Annotated in this window: 7 protein-coding genes; 1 reads left to right on the top strand and 6 read right to left on the bottom strand. The window is 66.9% G+C overall.

What is annotated here, in order from left to right; all coding sequences use genetic code 11:
* Nucleotides 1-26: 26 nt before the first annotated feature.
* A complete protein-coding gene (locus LOY42_RS21985) occupies nt 27-947 on the bottom strand; it encodes a LysR family transcriptional regulator (RefSeq protein ID WP_139668739.1) in 921 nt (306 codons plus the stop codon).
* A 91-nt stretch (nt 948-1,038) separates the two neighbouring features.
* On the opposite strand from LOY42_RS21985, the gene LOY42_RS21990 reads away from it, so the two are divergent.
* Nucleotides 1,039-1,506, top strand: a complete 468-nt coding sequence (locus LOY42_RS21990; protein ID WP_139668737.1) for a DMT family transporter — start codon at nt 1,039-1,041, stop codon at nt 1,504-1,506.
* A gap of 5 nt (nt 1,507-1,511) precedes the next feature.
* Here the strand turns inward: LOY42_RS21990 and LOY42_RS21995 are convergent, their stop codons facing one another.
* The 5 genes from LOY42_RS21995 to LOY42_RS22015 form a co-directional block, all read right to left on the bottom strand.
* Nucleotides 1,512-2,051, bottom strand: a complete 540-nt coding sequence (locus tag LOY42_RS21995) for a hypothetical protein (RefSeq protein WP_258599232.1) — start codon at nt 2,049-2,051, stop codon at nt 1,512-1,514.
* A gap of 117 nt (nt 2,052-2,168) precedes the next feature.
* Nucleotides 2,169-2,708, bottom strand: coding sequence for a YfhO family protein (locus LOY42_RS22000; RefSeq protein ID WP_139668733.1), 540 nt, complete (start codon nt 2,706-2,708; stop codon nt 2,169-2,171).
* Nucleotides 2,709-2,758: 50 nt separating this feature from the next.
* Nucleotides 2,759-3,322: a GNAT family N-acetyltransferase gene (locus LOY42_RS22005; RefSeq protein WP_139668730.1), complete on the bottom strand. Its 564-nt coding sequence runs from the start codon at nt 3,320-3,322 to the stop codon at nt 2,759-2,761.
* 94 nt (nt 3,323-3,416) lie between these two features.
* Entirely contained in the window at nt 3,417-3,599 is a 183-nt protein-coding gene (locus LOY42_RS22010) for a DUF3077 domain-containing protein (RefSeq protein ID WP_139668728.1), read from the bottom strand.
* Between the two features lie 745 nt (nt 3,600-4,344).
* Nucleotides 4,345-19,551: an autotransporter-associated beta strand repeat-containing protein gene (locus LOY42_RS22015; protein ID WP_408981088.1), complete on the bottom strand. Its 15,207-nt coding sequence runs from the start codon at nt 19,549-19,551 to the stop codon at nt 4,345-4,347.
* Between the last annotated feature and the right edge of the window lie 274 nt (nt 19,552-19,825).

The raw sequence follows: 19,825 nt of genomic DNA on the forward strand, positions 1-19,825 counted from the left end.
CTTTTCGCAAATGAATGCGGCACAGCCTAGCATTCTGCTCCGCCTTCGTTCACGCACAGCGCCTGGATTTGCGCCCGCAGCCAGCGGTGCCCGGCATCGCCGTCGCGCCGCGAGTGCCAGGCCTGGGCGAAGGCGAACGGCGAGATCGCCAGGGGCGGCGCGAACTGGCGCAGGGCCGGGTCCAGGCGAGCACCAACGAGGCTGCGCCGGGCCACGGTGAGCACCAGGTCGGTCCCGGCAATCACACTTTGGGCCACGCCCCAATGCGGCAGGGTCAAGGCGATGCGCCGACGCGCGCCCAAGGTGGCCAGGGCCTGGTCGATCTCGTTGTCGATGCCGGGGCGCACCGCCACCAGCACATGGGGGCGCGCCAGCCACGGGTCCAGCGCCAGGCCGCCGCGGGGCGGCAGGCTGGCGCGGTCGGCCAGACAGACGAAGGACTCCTCGAACAGCACCTGCTGGGCCATTTCCGTCGGCAACTCGGGAAACACACCCAGCGCCAGGTCCGCCTCGCCGTCGATCAACTGGCCGAGCATCGCCTCGCGGCTGCCCTGGGACACCACCAGGTCGATGCCCGGCGCTTCGCGTCGCAGCAGGCGCATCAACGCTGGCAACACCACACGGGCGCCATAGTCGGACATGGCCAGGCGAAAGGTACGCCGGGCCCGCGCCGGCTCGAAGCCCGGCGTGCCGAGCAATCCGTCGAGTTGCTGCAAAGCCTCCTGCAACGGCGCGTGCAGAGCTTCGGCGCGGGCCGTCAGTTGCAAGCGGCCACCGCGTCGAACCAGCAGCGGATCGGCGAAGATCTCGCGCAACTGCGCCAACGCATGGCTGACCGCCGGCTGGCTGCGGTGCAGGCGCAATGCCGCACGCGAGACATGCTGCTCGCTGAGCAGGGCGTGCAGGGACAGCAGTAGATTGAGGTCGATACGGCGCAAATCATCCATGCCACGAATACAGCCTGTGCAACGTTCGAATTTCCATCATTCAAATGCATAGCGAAGACTGACGCCAGTGTTTTCATCAGGAGTAGACACCATGCCCGCCAGCCTCTTCGCCGCCCTCCCCTTGCTCATCGCCCTGCTTGCCGGGGCCGCAGTGCCGTTTCAGGCGGGCAGCAACGCCGCGCTCGGACGCCTGCTCGGCCATCCGCTGTGGGCGGCCGGTGTTTCTTTGCTGGTCAGCCTGCTGATGCTGGTGCCGGCCCTGCTGCTGATGCGCGCGCCGCTGCCGCAGGTGCAGCAACTGGCCCATGCGCCCTGGTGGGCCTGGTTCGGCGGGGTTGCCGGGGTGCTCTACATCACCGCCGCGCTGGTGCTGACGCCACGGCTAGGCGCGGCGGGGTTCATCGTCTGCGTGGTGGCCGGGCAGGTGCTGTCGTCGCTGCTGATCGACCAGTTCGGCCTGATGGGACTGCCGGAGCGGCCGGTTAACCTGTTGCGACTGGCGGGGGTGGGGATGATCGTGATCGGGATGATCGTGGTGCAATGGGGGACGGCGCGGTAAGGCCATCACAAGCTTTGCGACTGCTCCGGCGGCACGATCACCTTGTGCGGCTCGAAACGCAGCGACGGCATCTGCGTACCGGCATACAGCGCCACGCTGAGGGCCGCGATCAGCGCCACATCGAGCCAGCCCCAGCCCGGTACATCCGCTGCTGAACGCGCCTTCCAGCACCACCAGAGCTGCCCCATGCAAAACACCAGGATCGCCATCAACCACAGGTAGAAGCCCGCGCCAAAGCCGGTCACGTCCTGGAAGGCGTAGCTCTGGTTGTCCGGCAAGCGGGTGATCGCAAAGCTGCTGGCCGCCAGATACAGCGCCAGCAGGCCGCACCCCAGTGCCAGGCGGCGGAACCGTCGGTGGGCGAGGATCGCCAACGCCAGCAGTGGGTTGGCGAACCACTGGTACAGGCCAAAGGCAATACCCCACGGCCCGTAGAGCAGCATCTGCAATGCCGGTACATGTCGCCCCGCACCTGTCAGGGCACCATCGAAGGCCAGGCCCAGCAGGTACAGGGCGAGGCTTGTGGTCAGGTAGAAAGCGGGCAAGTCAGGCACCTGGTAAAAGCGGACGAGCTGCGACCTTAACCCAGCCCCTGCCGTCTTTCCAAACCCAAGGCGCGTCTCGCCCTCCGACAAAAAGGCCGCGCAGCCAATCTGGAGAGTTCAGCCTGCCTGTACCTGCTCCATTGGCTCGTCGGAACTGCGAATCTGCACGCCCAGGCTGGGCATCTGAGTCGCCAGGTAGATCGTGCTCGTCAGCACCGCGATCAGCAGCACATCGAACCAGCGCCAGCGCGGCATATCCTGCGCCGTCTGCGCCTTGCGGCACCACCATCCCTGCCCCAGGCAGAACAGCAGGATTGCCAGTGTCCACAGGTAGTAGCCGGGGCCGAAACCGGTAAGCGGCAGGAAATCATAGCTGCGGTTGTCCGGCAGCCGCTCGATGCCCAGGCAACTGAGCGCCAGGCCCAGGGCGATCAGGCCCGCGCCAAGCGCCACCCGGCGAAAACGCCGGCGGGCGAGGATTGCCAGCCCCAACAACGGATTGGCAAACCACTGGTACAACCCGAAGGCAATGCCCCATGGGCCCATGACCAGTATCTGCAGCGCCGGCATATGCCCGTCGACGCCCATCAGCAGGCCATCGAAACACAGGCAAAGAAGGAACAGCACGAGGGTGAACATCACATAAAAAGCAGGCACGCGCAGGCTCCATCCAGCAGCGAAAGGCGCGACCATAGCGCAAGCGGGCGTCAGGCGACAGGCGGTTCGAGCAACAGACCGTAAAGCCCCGAGTCAGACAGCTCGCCGGCCACGCACCAGCGGGCGCGCAGGGTGCCCTCCAGGACGAAGCCCTGGCGCTCCAGGGTACGTGCCGAGCCTTGGTTGCGCGGGTCGATTTCCGCCTCCAGGCGGCGCAGGTGCAGGGTGTGGGCCAGGTAGTCGATGAAGCAGGTCAGCGCTTCATCCATGTAGCCCCGGCCCTGGGCCGACTTGGCCAGGCAGTAGCCGATTTCGCCCCGGCGCGAGGTCTCTTCGAGGTTGAACAGCTGGACCATGCCGATCAGCTCGCCATTGTCACGGCGGTACATGCCCAGCTTGAGCAACTGGCCGGCGGCATACGCCTCGCGGTCGGCGGCCAGGGCGCTCTCGGCCTCGGCCAGGGTCTGCCAGGGGGCGTGGTACCAGTAACGCATGACCTCGGGGTCGGCCATGATGGTCAGCCACTGCTGCGCGTCGCCATGACGCATGGGGCGCAACTGCAGGCGTGGGCTGTCGAGGCACAGGTCGCTGGGGAAACTGCGGGGGTCGGGCACGCCGGGACTCCTGTCCGGTGGTGAGGAGATGACAGTCTAACGACAGTGGCTCGGTCTGGCATCCCTGGGGCCGCTTTGCGGCCCCCTTTCACCGCTACCGGTTCAGCCCCAGCTCCATGTCATCGATCAGCCCCTTGGCCAGCCCGCTGAGAATCCGCGCCGCGCTGGCAGCCATGAGGTCACCCTCCATCTCGGCCTCGGTGGTGAAATGCGCCACGCAGCCGAGCAACACCGACAGGTCGCTGAAGGCGCGGTCGAAATTGAATTTCAGGAACAACCACCTCGATCCTTCTCACAGATTAGGGTGGCAGTCGTACGCATGGTGAGAAGCCCGTGTGTAACCATGAATCCACGGTCAGGCCAAAGCCTGCACGCGCACGACCGCCATTGACGAAATCGACATGGTTCACACAACGGGCTTCTCACACCCGGTCGCCAAATGTGACGACCCAGAGACGGTATCCCTGATGTATTTCCCGGCCAATTCAGAGCCTTCCGGCAGGCGCGTAGGATAGGTCCGAAGCGCTGGCTGGCTGAAGGATTTGGTTTCAAATTCGGAAATGTCTTACGGGTTTGGATCGAGGTCTTGATCGCGTTATGGCGGCCAGGTGCTTGACGATGGCCTTGCAGCGCCTATGAGACCGAGCGCCGCCCGCGCGGCGCATCGCTGGCAAGCCAGCTCCCACATTTGTTTCGGGCCAGTCTTGCCTGTGAAGTTGTCGCTGTCCGCCTTGGTGCATGTCTTGAGACCGGTGGGACACCAGTGGCGCCCACACTGAAACCGCGTCGTACCCACAAGGCGTACAGCCGCGGCGGCGCAGGCATAACTGGCCCGAAACAAATGTGGGAGCTGGCTTGCCAGCGATGCGCCGCGCGGGCGGCGCTCGATCTTATAGACGCTGCAAGATTTGCGGCGAACACTTGGTGGCCCTGATACGGTCATCAGCCCTCGCGGCTAAAAACCAAGAAAAGGCCAGGCTTGAGATTGCCGGAGGCTACAAAGCAGCCCCCTGCAAGCTACCTCAGAACCCCATGCTGAAGCTCACCACCACACCATGGTCGCGGTTCTCGCTGGACAGCTGCCCGGAGTAGCCGACCCCGAGCTTGCCGCTCGCGCCCACCGACAGGTCCACCCCGGCCTCGACCACCGCCGCGTCCTTGGCAATCGGCACACCCTCGGTGCTGAAACCGTCGCCGCCACCGATGAAGCGCAGATCGGCATCGGGCTTGTCGTCACCGAACGCATGGCGCCAGCCCACCGACAACCGCGGCGTGATGGTGCTGCCGTTGTCGAGCAGGATGCGCTTGCCAGCCCGCACGCCAAGGGTGGAGAAGGTCACATCCTGGTCGACCTTGCCCTCCAGCCGCCCTGCCCCGCCCTTCTCATGGGCGGTGTCGCTGTCGTAGTTGACATACGCCAGCCCGGCGAACGGCTCCAGGGCAATGCCGCCGGCATCGATGGCGTAACCCACCTCACCGAACACCTGGGCGCTGCGCGCCTTGTACTTGGCCTTGAGGCGGTCGTCATAGCTGCCCACGGTGACATCGCGCTTGGTGTCGATGTCGTGCCAGCTGTAGGCCACGCCCAGGCGAGCGGCGAAGGCATCCAGCTGGTAGCCGAGGTAGGTGGTCAGGTGGTAGCTGTCCACCGTGGCGTCCGAGCGGCGACGGTGCGCGTCGATGCTCGAGCGGGTGTAGCCGGCGGCGGCGCCCACTTTCCACTCATCGTCCAGCGCGCGGTCGACACCGAGCATGAAGCCCGACAGGTCGCGGTCGACGCTGGCATGGCTGCTGCTGCCGTCGTAGGTGCCCCAGCCGCCGATGGCGCGGATCCAGCCCACGGCCTGGCCCTGGCAGCCTTCGCTGGTCAGTTGCTGGTTGGCGGTCGGCGCCAGGGTGCGACGCGGGTCGTCCTGGTGGGTGCAGTCGGCTTGGCGCAGGCGGTCATTGACCGCGTCGCGGACGTAGCGCGAGTCCTCGATCAGCACGGTCGCGGTGCTGGCGTGGATCTCGCCGGACAGGCTGTCGAACGCCGCCTGGGCGCCCTGGCGGTCCAGCGGCAGCAGGTTGTTGACCAGCTCGGCCGGCGCCCCGGCACTTGCCAGCGCGGTGGCCACGCCACGCTGGTTACCGGTGGCGGCGACATCGGCGAAGGAGTTGCCGTTGCGGCTGACCGACAGGGTCACCTGGTTGGCGCCGTAGTCCAGCGAGCTGTTGAGGAACGCCGAGTTGGCCAGGTTGGTGGTGGCGAAGGTGCCGTTTACCCCGCCCGCGGCGCTGACCACGGTGTACTGGCCGTTGCCACTGGCCAGGTTGGCGACCATCAGGCTGCCGCCGAGGTTGGCGGTGCCGCCCACATTCAGGTAGTTCACCGGCGAGGTACCGAGGTCGATCACCAAGGTGCCGGTGGCGCCGTTGGTGAAGTTGCCCGACACGTTGAGGTTGCCGGCAGGCCCTGGCAGCACGGTGCCGTTGTTGGTCAGCCCGGCGACGGTGCCGTTGCCGGTCAGCGCGGCGCCGTTGGCCACCGTGACCTGGGCTGCGAGGTTGCTGCCCGGATTGGCGGCATCGCCTACCTGGAGCACGCCCTGGTTGACGTTGAAGGCGCCGCTGAATGGTTGGTTGCCGGTCAGCAGCAAGGTACCGCCGCCCTGTTTGGTGGTGGTGCCCGTACCGCTGAGGGTGCCATTGAAGGTGCCATTGCTGCCTTGGGCAAAGACCAGGTTGGCGTTGTTGAGGATGTTGCCCTGCAGGCTGGTGGTGTTGCCGACCAGGGTACCGCCGCTCACGGTAGTGCCACCGCTGTAGGTGTTGGCACCCGAGAGGATCAGAGTGCCAGCGTCGAGTTTCTCGATGCCGCCGGTACCGACCAGCGGCACGCTGACGGTGGCGGTGCCGCCAGCGTTGACACGCACCGGCGCCAGGCTGCCATCGCTACCGTTGACCGGTGTCAGGCTACCCCCAGCACCCGGAACGACCTGATAGCCGTTGCTGAGGAACTGCAAGCCCTCGAACGACTGGTTGCCCACCACGGTGACGGTGCCCGGAGTACCGCCGAAGACCGCGTAGCCACCACTCCAACCTTCGTTGCTGGTGCCGCTGGCGTTGGTCCAACCAGTGTTCGGCCCCCAGGTACCACTGCCGCCGCCGATGCTGCCATCGGGGTTGGTCTTGCCACCGTTCCAGAACTGCAATTCTTCGCCGTAGTTCTGCACCACCAGGTTGATCTGGTTGGCGATAGCGGTCTGCAGGCTCAGGTCACCCAGGACCACGCTGCCCGGAATGGCACCGAACACCAGGCCGTTGTCGGTGAGCGTGCCGCCGTAGCTGAACAGTTGGTAGACACCGGTACCGAAGCCACCGGCATCGGTAATGTTCAGCGTGCCGTCCAGCACCAGGTTGCCGTTGACCTTGACCACGGTGGTGGAGGCCGCCGGGGCGCCGAGGCTGAAGTCCAGGGCGCTGCCCGACGCCAGGTCGAGGCTGCCGACGGTGAGCGGCGTGGCGCTCTGGCCGGCAGCCAGGGTGGCGCCATTGGCGATCTGCACGGCACCGCCGTAGGTACCGCTGCCGCCCAGGCGGGCGCCGGTGGCGACCTGCACGGTGGCACTGTCGAGGCGGCCATTGACCAGCAGGCTGCCGGCGTTGACCTGGGTCGCGCCGGTCAGGCCATTGATGCCGGTCAGCAACAGTTCGCCAGTGCCGTTCTTGGTCAGGGTGCCAGTACCGGTGAGGTTGCCGGTGTAGCTGCCATTGGCGTTCTGCTCGAAGGTCAGGGCTGCGTTGTTGAGGATCGCGCCTTGCAGACTGGTGGTATTGCCCACCACGCCGCCTGCGTTGATCTGGGTGCCGCCGGTGTAGGTGTTGGCACCGTTCAGGGTCAACAGGCCAGCGCCATTCTTGATCAGCCCACCGGTACCGCTGACCACGCCGTTGAGGGTCAGGGCGTTGCTGCCGGCGATGGCCAGTGCACCGTTGAGCACGGCATTGTTGGCCAAGGTCACGGCGGTGTTGCTGTCCAGCGTGGTGCCGCCCGCGGCCGTCAGGGCGCCACTGCCCAGCGCGCTATCGTTGCCTAGCACCAGGGTGCCGCCGTTGAGGGCGGTACCGCCGCTGTAGCCATTGGCAGCGTTGAGCACCAGGGTGCCGCCGTCTTGCTTGGCGACGCTGCCGGTGCCGTTGAGGGCGACGTTGAGGGTGGCGGTGGCGCCGCTGTCGACCCGCAGGTTGGTGGTGCCGTTGCCCAGCAGTTCACCGGCCGTCCCCGCATTGAGCACATAGCCGTCGGTGACGAACTGCAGGCCGGTGATGCTGTGGCTGCCGTTCACGGTGACGGTACCGGGGGCGCCCTGGAACACGGCGAAGGTATCGTTCCAGGTGCCGTTGAGCACGCCGTTGGCGTCGGTCCAGTTGGTGTTGGTGGCATCCCAGACGCCGCTGCCGCCCTCGATCACGCCGTTGGCCACGGTCTGGCTGCCGTCCCAGAACAACACGTTGCTGGCGCCACCGACCACCAGGTTGACCTGGTTGGCGACGGCGGTCTGCACCGTCAGGTCGGTGACCGGTACCGGCGTGGTGCCGAAGCTCATGCCATTGTTGGTAAGGCTGCCGCCGTAGGCGAACAGGCGGTACACGCCGGCGCCGAAGCCGCCGATGTCTGTGACATTGAGGGTGCCACCCAGGGTCAAGTCGTTGGCCACGTTGACCAGTGGAGTGCCACCAGCCGACGGTGCCCCGAGCGAAGCGTTGAAGTTGGCGCCGCTGTCGAGCACCAGGTTGCCGGCGTTCAGGGTGCTGCCGCCGATGGCCGCCAGGTTGCCGCCGTTAGCCACGGTCACCGAACCACCGAGGCTGCCGACGCCGCTGAGGCTGGCGCCACTGGCCACGTTGACCGTGCCGCTGGCCAGCGAGCCATCCACCTTGAGGCCGCCGCCCTGCACGTTGGTAGTGCCGGTGTGGCTGTTGGCGCTGTTCAGTGCCAGGGTGCCGCTGCCGAGTTTGTTCAGGGTGCCGCTGCCGCTGATGTTGCCGCCGAACACGCCGCCCTCGACCGTCAGGCTGTTCCCGGCGGCGATCTGGATCGCGCCGCTACCGCCGATTTCACCCAGCGTGGTGTTGCCGTCGAGGTTGAGGCTGGCGCCACTGCTGACATTCAGCTCGCTCTGGGTGCCGAGGGCGGTGGTGCCGACGGTGCTCAGGCTGCCAGACAGGATATTGAGGATGCCGCTGAAGGTGTTGTTGCCCGACAGCGTCAGGTCAGCCAGGCCGCTCTTGTTCAGTTCGCCGGCTCCGCTGAGCACGCCGGCCAGGTGCAGGTCATTGCTGCCCAGCACGTTGAGCACGCCGCTGACATTGACCGGATTGGCCAAGGTGACGGCACTGGCGCTGTCGAGGTTGGCGTTACCGGTGACGTCCAGGCCGCCGCTGCCAAGGGCGGCATCATTGCCAACCACCAAGGTGCCGGCCTGCAGCTCGGTACCACCGCTGTAGGTGTTGGCGCCCATCAGCGCGAAGCGGGCGAAGCCGGCCTTGAGCAGGCGGCCGCTGCCGCCGACGGTGCCGCCGAGGGTCAGGTCGTTGCCGCCCAGAATCGTCAGGTCACCCGTGGCATTGACGCTGTTGGCCAAGGTCACGGCCTGGCTGCTGTCCAGGCTGGTGCCGGCCACGGTATTCAGGCTGCCGCTGCCCAGCGCGGTATTGGAACCCAGCACCAGGGTGCCGCCATTGAGCGCAGTGTTGCCGGCATAGGTGTTGTTGCCGGCCAGCGCCAGCCGGGCGCTGCCAGCCTTGACCAGGCCACCGACGCCGCCGATGTTGCCGCCCAGCGCCAGGTCGTTGCTACCGGCGATGTTCAACGGCCCCGCCAGAGTGATGGCATTGCCCAGCACGACCGAGGCGTTGCTGTCGAGGGTGGTACCCGCCGCAGTTTCAAGCGCACCGTTGCCCAGGGCCGTGTTGCTGCCGACGATCAAAGTGCCGCCACTGAGCACGGTACCGCCGCTGTAGCTGTTGTTGCCGTTGAGCACCAGGGTACCGCTGTCGAGCTTGTTGAGCTTGCCGACGCCGGTCAGGCCGACATCGAGGGTCGCCGTGGCACCCGGGTCGACCCGCACGCTGGTGTCGCCACTCGTGCCGTTGATCAGGTCGAGCACACCGGCGGTACCGGCCAGCAGGCGGTAGCCATCGCTGACGAACTGCAGGCCGTTGACCGTCTGGCTGCCGTCGACGGTGACATCGCCGGCTATACCCTGGAACACCGCGAAGGTGCTGCCCCAAGTGGTGTTGGTCAGGCCGTTGAGGTCAGTCCAGTTGGTATTGCCGGCATTCCACACCCCGGCACCGCCGTCTACCTGACCGTTGGGCACGTTCTGGCTGCCATCCCAGAATTGGATATTGAGCCCCGCAGCGCTGACCAGCAGGTTGACCTGGTTGGCCAGGGCGGTCTGCAAGGTCACGTCGCCCAGGCCCACGCCCAGCGGCAGGCTGCCGAAGTCCAGGCCGTTGTCGGTGAGGGCGCCGGTGTAGTCGAAGACGCGGTACACACCGTTGCCGAAGCCGCCGATGCTGCTGACATTGAGCGTGCCGTCGAGGGTCAGGTTGCCACCGACGTTGAACAGCGCGGTGCCGCCAGTGGACGGCGAGCCGAGGCCGATATCGACGATCGAACCGCTGTTGAGCACCAGGCTGCCGAGGCCCAGGGTCGCGCCGCTCTGCCCGGCCAGGTGGCCGCCGTTGTCGATCACCACCGAGGCATTGGCGGTGCCGCTGCCGGTAAGGGTCGCACCGCTGGCCACGGTCAGCAGGTTGCTGCCCAAGGTGCCGTCGACTTTCAAGGTACCGGCGTTGACCTGGGTATTGTCGGCCAGGTTGCTGCTACCGGTCAGGGTCAGGGTACCGCTGCCGACCTTGGTCAGGCCGCCCAAGCCATTGAGGGCGCCAGCGAAGGTGCTGCTGAGGTTGTTGCCGCCCAGGCTCAGGACGCTGCCGACGCCAACATCGACCAGGCCACTGCCGGTCAGGCTGCCAAGGCTGGCATTGCCATTAAGGTTGAGCTGGCCGCTGGCGCCGACATTGAGGGTGTCGACGTTGGCCAGCACACCGCTACCGAGCGTGGTGAGGGAACCCGCCTGGATATCCACGTTGCCGCTGAAGGTCTTGACGCCGACCAGGGTAAGGTCGTCGACACCGGTCTTGACCAGATTGCCGCTGCCGCCGAGGTCGCCACTGAGGATCAGCGCATTTGCGGTTTCGACAGTCAGGTTGGCGCCGTTGCTCAGGGCTACGGTGTTGCCCAGGGCCATGGCCGAGCTGTTGGCCAGGGTGGCATCGGCGGTGACCGCCAGGGTGCCGGTGCCCAGTGCGCCGCTGCTGCCCAGGGTCAGGCGCCCGGCGTTGAGCTGGGTGCCACCCTGGTAGCCGTTGTTGCCATTGAGGGTCAGGTTGCCGCTGCCGTTCTTGGTCAGGCCTGCCGTGCCGTTGATCACGCCGTTGAGGGTCAGGTCATTGCCGCCATCGACGGTCAGGCCAGCGTTGAGGGTGACGTTGTTGGCCAGGGTAGTGCTGGCGCCGCTGCTCAAGGTCGAGGCCCCGGCGACGGTCAGGGCGCCCTGCCCCAGCGCGTTGTCGTTGCCGACCACCAGCCGGCCGGCACCGAGGGTGGTGCCGCCCAGGTAGCTGTTGGCGCCGTTGAGGATCAGGGTGCTGGTACCGGCCTTGTTCAGGCCGCCGACGCCATCCACCACGCCGGTGAGGGTCAGGTCGGCGCTGCCCGGCAGGTTGAGGGTGCCGCCCAGGTGCACGTTGTTGGCCAGGGTGACGCCCGCACCGCCGGCATCGAGGCTGGTGTTGGCGCCGGTGCTGAGGTCGCCGCTACCCAGCGCGGTGTTGCTGCCGACCACCAGGGAGCCGCCATTGAGGGTAGTACCGCCGCTGTAGGTGTTGTTGCCGTTGAGGGTCAGGCTGGCGGCGCCGTTCTTGACCAGGCCGTTGTTGCCGGAGACCACGCCATTGAGGGTCAGCGCCTGGCTGCCGCCGAGGGTCAGGTTGCCACCGGCGAGGTTGACGGCATTGGCCAGTACCAGCGCCTGGCTGGCGTCGAGGCCGGCGGCGCCGTTGACGGTCAGGGCCCCGCTGCCCAAGGCGCCGGCATTGCCCAGCAGCAGGCTGCCAGCCTGCAGCGAGGTGCCGCCGGCGTAGGTATTGATGCCATTGAGCACCAGCTGCCCGACACCCAGCTTGTTCAGCGCCCCGGCACCGCTGATCACACCGTCAAGGGTCAGGGTCTGGGCATTGTTGATAGCCAATGTGGCAGCGGCGCCGAGGCCAATGGCATTGGCCAGTTGCAGCGCCCCGGTGGTGGCCAGGGTGCTGTTGCCGGTCACCGACAGGTTGCCCGTGCCCAACGCGGTGTTGTTGCCCAGCGTCAGGGTGCCAGCGCCAAGCGTGGTAATGCCTTGATAGGTGTTGGCGGCGCCGAGGGTCAGGTTGCCGGTACCGGTCTTGGTCAAGCCGCCGGTACCGCTGATCACGCCGTTCAATGTCAGGTCGTTGTTGCCGGTCAGGCCCAGGGTGTCGTTCAGCGTCACCTGGTTGGCCAGGGTCAAGGCACCCGTGGTGGCCAGGTTGCTGGCGCCGCCGACGACAAGGTTGCCGGTACCCAGGGCCTGGTTGTTGCCCAGGGTGAGCGTGCCGGCATTGAGGGTCACGCCGCCAATCAAGGTGTTGGCGCCACTGAGGGTGAGGTTGCCGACGCCGTTCTTGGTCAGGCTGCCGGCCCCCGTGACCAGCCCGCCCAGGCCCAGGTCGTTGCTGCCGGCGATGGTGAGGTTACCCCCCAGGTTGACGGTGTTGCCGATAGTGATCGCCGAGGCGCTGTCCAGCGTGGTCCCGGCAGCCGCGTTGAGCTGGCCGAGGCCGAGGGCGCTGGCGCTGCCGAGCACCAGGGTGCCGGCATTGAGATTGGTGTTGCCCAAATGGCCATTGGTGCCGTTCAGGGTCAGGGTGCCGCTGCCGGTCTTGGTCAGGCCGCCGACGCCGCTGACGTTGCCGCCCAGGGTCAGGTTTTGCGCCCCGGCGACGGTCAGGTTGCCGGCCAGGTTGACCTGGTTGGCCAGGGTGACGTTGGCATTGCTGCTGAGGGTGGTGCCGCCGGCTGCGTTCAGGGCACCCGTGCCCAGTGCAGTGTTGCTGCCTACCACAAGGGTGCCACCGTTCAGGCTGGTAATGCCCTGCTGGCTGTTGCTGCCGTTGAGGGTGAGCGTACCGGCACCAGCCTTGATCAGGTCACCGGTGCCGCTGAGCGCGCCGTTGAGGGTGAGGTCGTTGCTCCCCGGCAGGGTGAGGTTGGCGTTCAGGGCGACGGTGTTGCCAAGCGCCAGGTTGCCGGTGGCGTCCAGGCTTGAGGCGCCGGTAACGGTCAGGCCCCCAGTGCCCAGCGCCTGGGCGTTGCCCAGGGTCAGGGTACCGGCACCCAGGCTGGTGCCGCCGCTGTAGGTGTTGGCATTGCCCAGGGTCAGGTTGGCACCGCCGTTCTTGGTCAGGCTGCCAGTCCCCGAGACCACGCCGGACAGGCCCAGATCGGCGGAACCGGCGACAGTCAGGGCACCGCTGAGGCTGAAGGCGTTGCCGAGGGTGACAGCTGTATTGCTGTCCAGGATAGTGCCGTTGGCGGTGCTGACCGTGCCGGTACCGAAGGCAGTGTTATTGCCGACCACCACCGTGCCGCCATTGAACAGGGTGCCGCCGGTATAGCTGTTGGCCCCATTGAGCACCAGCGTGCCGCTGTCGAGCTTGGCCAGTTGGCCGCTGCCAGAGAGGCCAACGTTGAGGGTCGCGGTGACGCCCGGATCGACGCGCAAGGCAAAGGCGCCGTTGCTGCCGTTGACCAGGTCCAGGCCACCGGCGCCGATCAGGCGATAGCCGTTGGTGACGAATTGCAGGCCGGTGGCGGCCTGGGTGCCGACCACGGTGACATCGCCCGCGATGCCCTGGAAGACCGCGAAGTCGCTGGCCCAACTGCCATTGAGCACGCCGTTGACATCAGTCCAGTTGGTGTTCCCCCCGTTCCACGTACCGGTCCCGCCGTCGATCACACCATTGGGCACGCTCTGCGCCCCATCCCAGAACTGCACGGTGCCGGTGGCGCCGCCGACCAGCAGGTTGACCTGACTGCCGATGGATGTCTGCACCTGTAGGTCGCCGGGCAACACGACACCCGGCACGTTGCCGATCAGCAGGCCGTTGTCCACCAACCCGCCGGTGTAGTCGAACAGCCGATAGATACCGGTGCCGAAGCCGCCGAGGTCGGTGACGTTGAGGGTACCGTCCAGGGTCAGATTGCCATTGACGCTGACCACTGCGGTGCCGCCGGTGGCCGGCGATGCCAGGCCAAAGTCGAGGATCGAGCCGCTGTGCAGGGTCAGCGCACCAGTGCTGAGGGTCGCGCCGCTGTTGGCCAGCAGGTGCGCGCCGTTGGCAATGTCGACTGCGCCCAGCAGGCTGCCGGTACCACCGAGGCTGGCGCCGCTGTTGACCTGCACGCTGGGGCTGGCCAGCGAGCCCGTGACGTTGAGCAGGCCGGCATTGACCGTGGTATTGCCGCCGAGCACGTTGACGCCGGACAGTTCGAAGCTGCCAGTACCGGTCTTGATCAGCCCGCCACTGCCCGCCAGGGCACCACTGAACACACTGTTGAGGTTGTTGCCGCCCAGGGTCAGGTCACCGCCGCCGGCGATGTTCACCGTGCCGGCCCCGCTCAGGCCACCGATGGTGGCGCTGGCACCGAGATTGAGGCTGGTGCCGGCGCCGACGCTGACCGCCGAGGTATTGCCCAGGGCCGTGTTGCCGACCGTGGTGATGCTGCCGCCAAGCAGGTCGATGGCGCCGCTGAAGGTGTTGTTGCCGGTGAGCGTCAGGTCGGACACGCCGTTCTTGATCAACCCGCCGGTACCACTGAGCACACCGCCCAGGGTCAGGTTGTTGCTGCCGCCCAGGGTCAGGTTGGCGCCGAGGTTTACGTTGTTGCCCAGGGTCATCGCCACGCTGTTGGCCAGCGTCGAGGCGCCGCCGACGTTCAATGCCCCGGTGCCCAGCGCGGCGGCGTTGGCCAAGGTCAGGGTGCCGGCATTGAGGTTCAGGCCACCGCTGAAGGTGTTGGCGCCGCTCAGGGTCAGATTGCTGCTGCCGTTCTTGGTCAAGGCCCCCGCACCGCTGATCACGCCGCCCAAGGTCGTGGTGTTGCTGCCTGGCAGGGTCAGGGTGGCGCCGTTGCCAAGGGCGATGGCGTTGCCGAGGTTGAGGGTAGCGCTGGAGTCGAGGCTGGCATTGCCACCCACGCTCAAGGCGCCGCCGCCGATGGCGTTGTTGTTGCCCAGGATCAGAGTGCCGGCATTGAGGGTGGTGCCGCCACTGTAGGTGTTGTTGCCGTTGAGGGTCAGCACGGCGCTGCCGTTCTTGACCAGTGCACCGCTGCCGCTGATGAGGCCGCCAAGGTTGGTGGCGTTGCTGCCCAGCACGGTCAGGGTGCTGCCACCCAAGCTGATGCCGTTGGTCACGGCGACGGCGGTACTGGCGTCGAGATTGGCGTTGCCGCCCACGGTCAGGGCGCCGATGCCCAGCGCGGTGTTGCTGCCCAGGGTCAGCGTGCCGGCATTGAGCTGGGTGCCGTTGGTGTAGAGGTTGTTGCCGCTCAGGGTCAGGTTGGCGTTGCCATTTTTGACCAGCGAACCGATGCCGCTGACCACGCCGCTCAGGCCCAGGTCGGCGCTGCCATCAATGGTCAACGGGCCGGCGATGTTCACGTCGTTGGCCAGGCTTACCGCCGTATTGGCATCCAGGTGGGTACCTGCCAGGGTATTGAGGGTACCGGTACCCAGCGCGGTGTTGCTGCCGACCACCAGGGTACCGGCGTTCAGGCGGGTGATGCCGCTGTTGCTGTTGTTGCCGGTCAGGGTCAGGGTGGTGCCGCCATTCTTGGTGATGCCGCCGGCACCGGCGATGGTGCCGCTCAGGGTCAGGTCGTTGCTGCCGGGCAGGATGAAGTTGCCCGCCAGGTTGAGCGCGTTGCCAAGGTTCAGCCCGGCCACGCTGGTGTCCAGTGTGGTGTTGTTGGCGGCGTTGAGCGCGCCGGTGCCCAGTGCGGTGTTGCTGCCGACCACCAGGGTGCCGGCGTTGAGGGTAGTGGCGCCGCTGTGGGTGTTGTTGCCGCTCAGGGTCAAAGTGGCGCTGCCGTTCTTGATCAGACCACCAGTGCCACTGAGGGCGCCGGCCAGGGTGAGGTTGCTGGTGGTCGGCAGGGTCAGGTCGGCAGCGAGGTTGACGGCGTTGTTCAGGGTCATCGCCGTCGAGTTGGCGAGGGTCGATGCGCCACCGACCGTCAACGCGCCGGTTCCCAACGCGGCGGCGCTGGCCAGGGTCAAGGTACCGGCATTGAGGGTGAGGCCGCCGCTGAAGGTGTTGGCGCCGCTCAGGGTCAGGTTGGTGGCGCCATTCTTGACCAGTGCGCCGGTGCCGCTTATCACCCCGCCCAAGGTGGTGGTGTTGCTGCCTGGCAGGGTCAGGGTGTTGCCGGCGAGGTTGATGGCGTTGCCCAGGTTCAGGGTGCCGCTGCCGTCGAGGCTGGCATTGCCGCCCAGGGTCAGGCCGCCAGTGCCCAGGGCATTGCTGTTGCCCAGGGTCAGCAGCCCGGCGTTCAGGGTGGTGCCGCCGCTGAAGGTGTTGTTGCCATTGAGCGTCAGGCCGGCACTGCCGCTCTTGACCAGGGCGCCGGTGCCGCTGATCTGCCCGGTCAGGGTAGTGGCGTTGCTGCCCAGCACGGTCAAGGTGTTGCCGCCCAGGCTGATGCTGTTGGTCGCCGAGACGGCGGTACTGGTGTCCAGGTTGGCGTTGCCGCCCAGGGTCAGGCCGCCGATGCCCAGTGCGGTGTTGCTGCCGAGAACCAAGGTACCGGCATTGAGCTGGGTGCCGTTGGTGAAGGTGTTGCTGCCACTCAGGGTCAGGCTGGCGTTGCCGTTCTTGACCAGCGAGCCGATGCCGCTGATCACGCCGCTCAGCCCAAGGTTGGCAGTGCCGTCGATGGTCAGGGGGCCGGCGGCAATGACGTCGTTGGCCAGGCTGACCGCGGTGCTGGCGTCCAGGTGAGTCCCCACGGCGGTGTTGAGGATGCCGGAACCCAACGCCGTGTTGCTGCCGACCACCAGGGTGCCGCCATTGAGGAAGGTGGAGCCGCTGTGGGTGTTGGCGCCGGTCAAGGTCAGGGTGGTATTGCCGGCCTTGCTCAGGCCGCCGCTGCCGGCGATGACGCCACTCAAGGTCAGGTCGTTGCTGCCGGGCAGGTTGAGGTTGCCGGCCAAGTTCAGGCCGTTGCCGATGTTCAGCCCGGCGACACTGGTGTCCAGGCTGGTGTTGGCCGCGGCGTTGAGCACGCCGGTGCCTAGCGCGGTGCTGCTGCCCAGCACCAGGGTGCCGGCGTTGAGCGCGGTGGCGCCGCTGTGGGTGTTGTTGCCGCTGAGGGTCAGGCTGGCGCTGCCATTCTTGACCAGGCCGCCGGTGCCGCTGAGGGTCCCGGCCATGTTGAGGTTGTTGGCGCCTGTCAGGGTCAGGTTAGCGCCCAGGTTGACGGCGTTACCCAAGGTCATCGCCGCGGTGTTGGCCAGCGTCGATGCGCCGCCCACGGTCAGGGCCCCGGTACCGAGCGCCGTGGCGCTGGCCAGGGTCAGGGTGCCGGCGTTGAGGGTGAGGCCACCGCTGAAGGTGTTGGCGCCACCCAGGGTCAGGTTGGTGCTGCCGTTCTTGACCAGCGCGCCGGTGCCACTGATCACACCACCCAGGGTGGTTGCGCTGGTGCCAGGTAAAGTCAGGGTGTTGCCGGCCAGGTCGATGGCGTTGCCCAGGTTCACCGCCACGCCCGCGTCGAGGCTGGCGTTGCCGCCCAAGGTGAGGCCGCCGGTGCCCAGGGCGTTGTTGTTGCCCACGGTGAGGACCCCGCTGTTGAGGGTCGTGCCGCCGCTGAAGGTGTTGCTGCCGTTGAGGGTCAACCCGGCGCTGCCGTTCTTGACCAGAGCGCCGGTCCCGCTGACCACGCCGCCCAGCGTGGTGCTGCTGGTGCCCAGCAGGTTCAGGGTATTGGCGCCGAGGTTGACGGCGTTGCCCAGGCTTACCGCCGTGCTGGCGTCCAGGCTGGCGTTTCCAGCAAGGGTAAGTGCGCCGGTGCCCAGGGCGTTGCTGTTGCCGACGGTGAGCTTGCTGGCATTGAGGGTAAGGCCGCCGCTGAAGGTGTTGTTGCCGTCCAGCGCCAGGTCCCCTGCCCCGCTCTTGACCAGCGTACCGGTACCGCTGATCACGCCACCCAGGGTGGTGGCGCTGGTGCCGAGCAGGCTCAGGGTGTTGGCGCCAAGGCTAATGGCGTTGCCCAGGCTTACCGCGCTGCTGGCATCGAGGCTGGCGTTGCCACCCAGGGTCAGCGCGCCGCTGCCAAGGGCACTGCTGGTGCCGACGGTAAGCTTGCCACCCGCCAGGGTGGTACCGCCACTGTAGGTGTTGGCACCGTTGAGGGTGAGGTCGGCGGCGCCCGCCTTGGCCAGCGCACCGATGCCGCTGATAATGCCACCCAAGGTGGTGGCATTAGTGCCAGCGAGGGTGAGCGTGCCTGCGCTCAGGTCAATCGCGTTGCCCAGGTTGAGCGCCGAGGCACTGTCCAGGATGCTGCTGGCGGTCACCGTCAGGACGCCGCTGCCCAACGCCGTGTCGCTACCCAAGGTAAGCGTTCCGCCGCCCAGGGAGGTGCCGCCACTGAAGGTATTGAGGCCATTGAGCGTCAGGCTGCCGGTGCCGCTCTTGACCAGCGAACCGGTGCCGCTGAGTACGCCGCCAAGGGTCAGTGCGTTGCTGCCGGGCAGGGTCAAGGCCGCGTTCAGCGCCACCGCATTGTTCAACACCAGCGGCACGCTGCCTTGCAGGCTGCCGGCGCCACTGACGGTCAGCCCGCCACTGCCGAGCGCCGTGGCGCTGGTCAGGTTGAGGCCGCCAGCGGCCAGGGTGGTACCGCCACTGTAGGTGTTGCTGGCGCCAAGGGTGAGCAGCCCGGCACCGGTCTTGGTCAAGCCGCCGACACCCGAGACCACGCCGTTGAGGGCCATGTCGGTGGCGCCACCCACGTTCAGGCCGGCATTCAAGGTCAGCGCATTGTTAAGACCCAGGCCTGCCACCGTGCCCGCGAGACCACCGCCGTTCACTGTGATGCCACCGGTGCCGAAGGCGCTGGCGTTGTCGAAGTTGAGCAAGCCACCGTTGAGGGTGGTCTGGGTGGTGCCGTTGAGCAATTGCCCGATCAGCGACCAGGTACCGCTGTCGACGATCAGGCGGTTGAAGTTGATGTAGTTCGAGGCGTTGATGGTGCCGCTGCCCGTGGTGCCGCTGCCGCCGCCGATGGCGTTCTGCAACGCCAAGGTGTTGGTGCCGCCAGCACCGCCGTCGACCACGCCAGCAGGCGCGAAGCCCAGGTTGGGGTTACTGGTGACCAACAGCGACACACCGACACCCGCCCCCGCGCTGAGGCTGGAGCCGGTAATGGCGTTGAAGCGGTTGGTACTGCCGGCGCCCATGGACAGGCTACCGGTCAGGCTCCCGGCGTTGGTGAAGGTGTTGCCGGCTGCGGACGCCTGAAATGCCGTGCGACCCAGCACGGTGCCGGTGTTGGTGAAGTTTACTGTTCCGCCCCCGCTCACGGCGATGACCGGGGTGTCCTCGCTGATTATCGTCAGACTGGCCAATGCCGTGGAGCCGATGCTGCCGGCGTTGTTGATGGTAGTGACGCCGCCGGCAGCGTTACGCACGTCCATTGCCATGCCGGTAAGGTTCAACAGGCTCGCGCCCAGCACCGCCCCGGTTCCTCGAATCACACCCGTGGCATTGTTGGTGATGTTGATGGTACTGGCAGTGCTGGTGTTGCCGATCACGGCGCCGGTGGACTGGATGCTCAGGATCCCCAGCAATGACGGGTTGACGGTACCGGAGTTGTTCAACGTGATGTTGTTGCCGGTGAGCGACAGCGCGGTGCCGCCCACGCCCAAAAGCACGCCCAGCGAGGCACCGGTGTTGACGTTGACGGTGAGGCCGCTGCCACTGTTGGAATAGCTCGGCGCAAGCGGGTTGGCCGCGCCGCTGCAGGTCACCGTGGAACCGGCCAGGCTGCAGGCGGCCAGCGCCTGTTCACCGTGCAGACCAAAGGCCATGGCAGTCACGGCCAGGCTGACGGCCAGCGACAGTTGGGAGAAACGGGCGGGCGAACGGGGGGCGGCGCGACTGTCCACGGAGAGCTCCTTCGTGGATCAGGCGATTCAGTCCTTGAAAGCGTGCACAGCGGGTTGGGCAAGAGCAGTGACACACGCGGCGGCCGAAACACCTGATCTATGGCTACGAATATCCTTTGAAGGAATGTGTAGCCGCTCAGGGGCGGGCGGTTTGGCGTCGAAGCCGGTCAAATGGTGTTAATACTTTGTCGAGGCG

Origin of the sequence: Pseudomonas sp. B21-023, assembly GCF_024749165.1 — a bacterium.
Lineage (GTDB): Bacteria > Pseudomonadota > Gammaproteobacteria > Pseudomonadales > Pseudomonadaceae > Aquipseudomonas.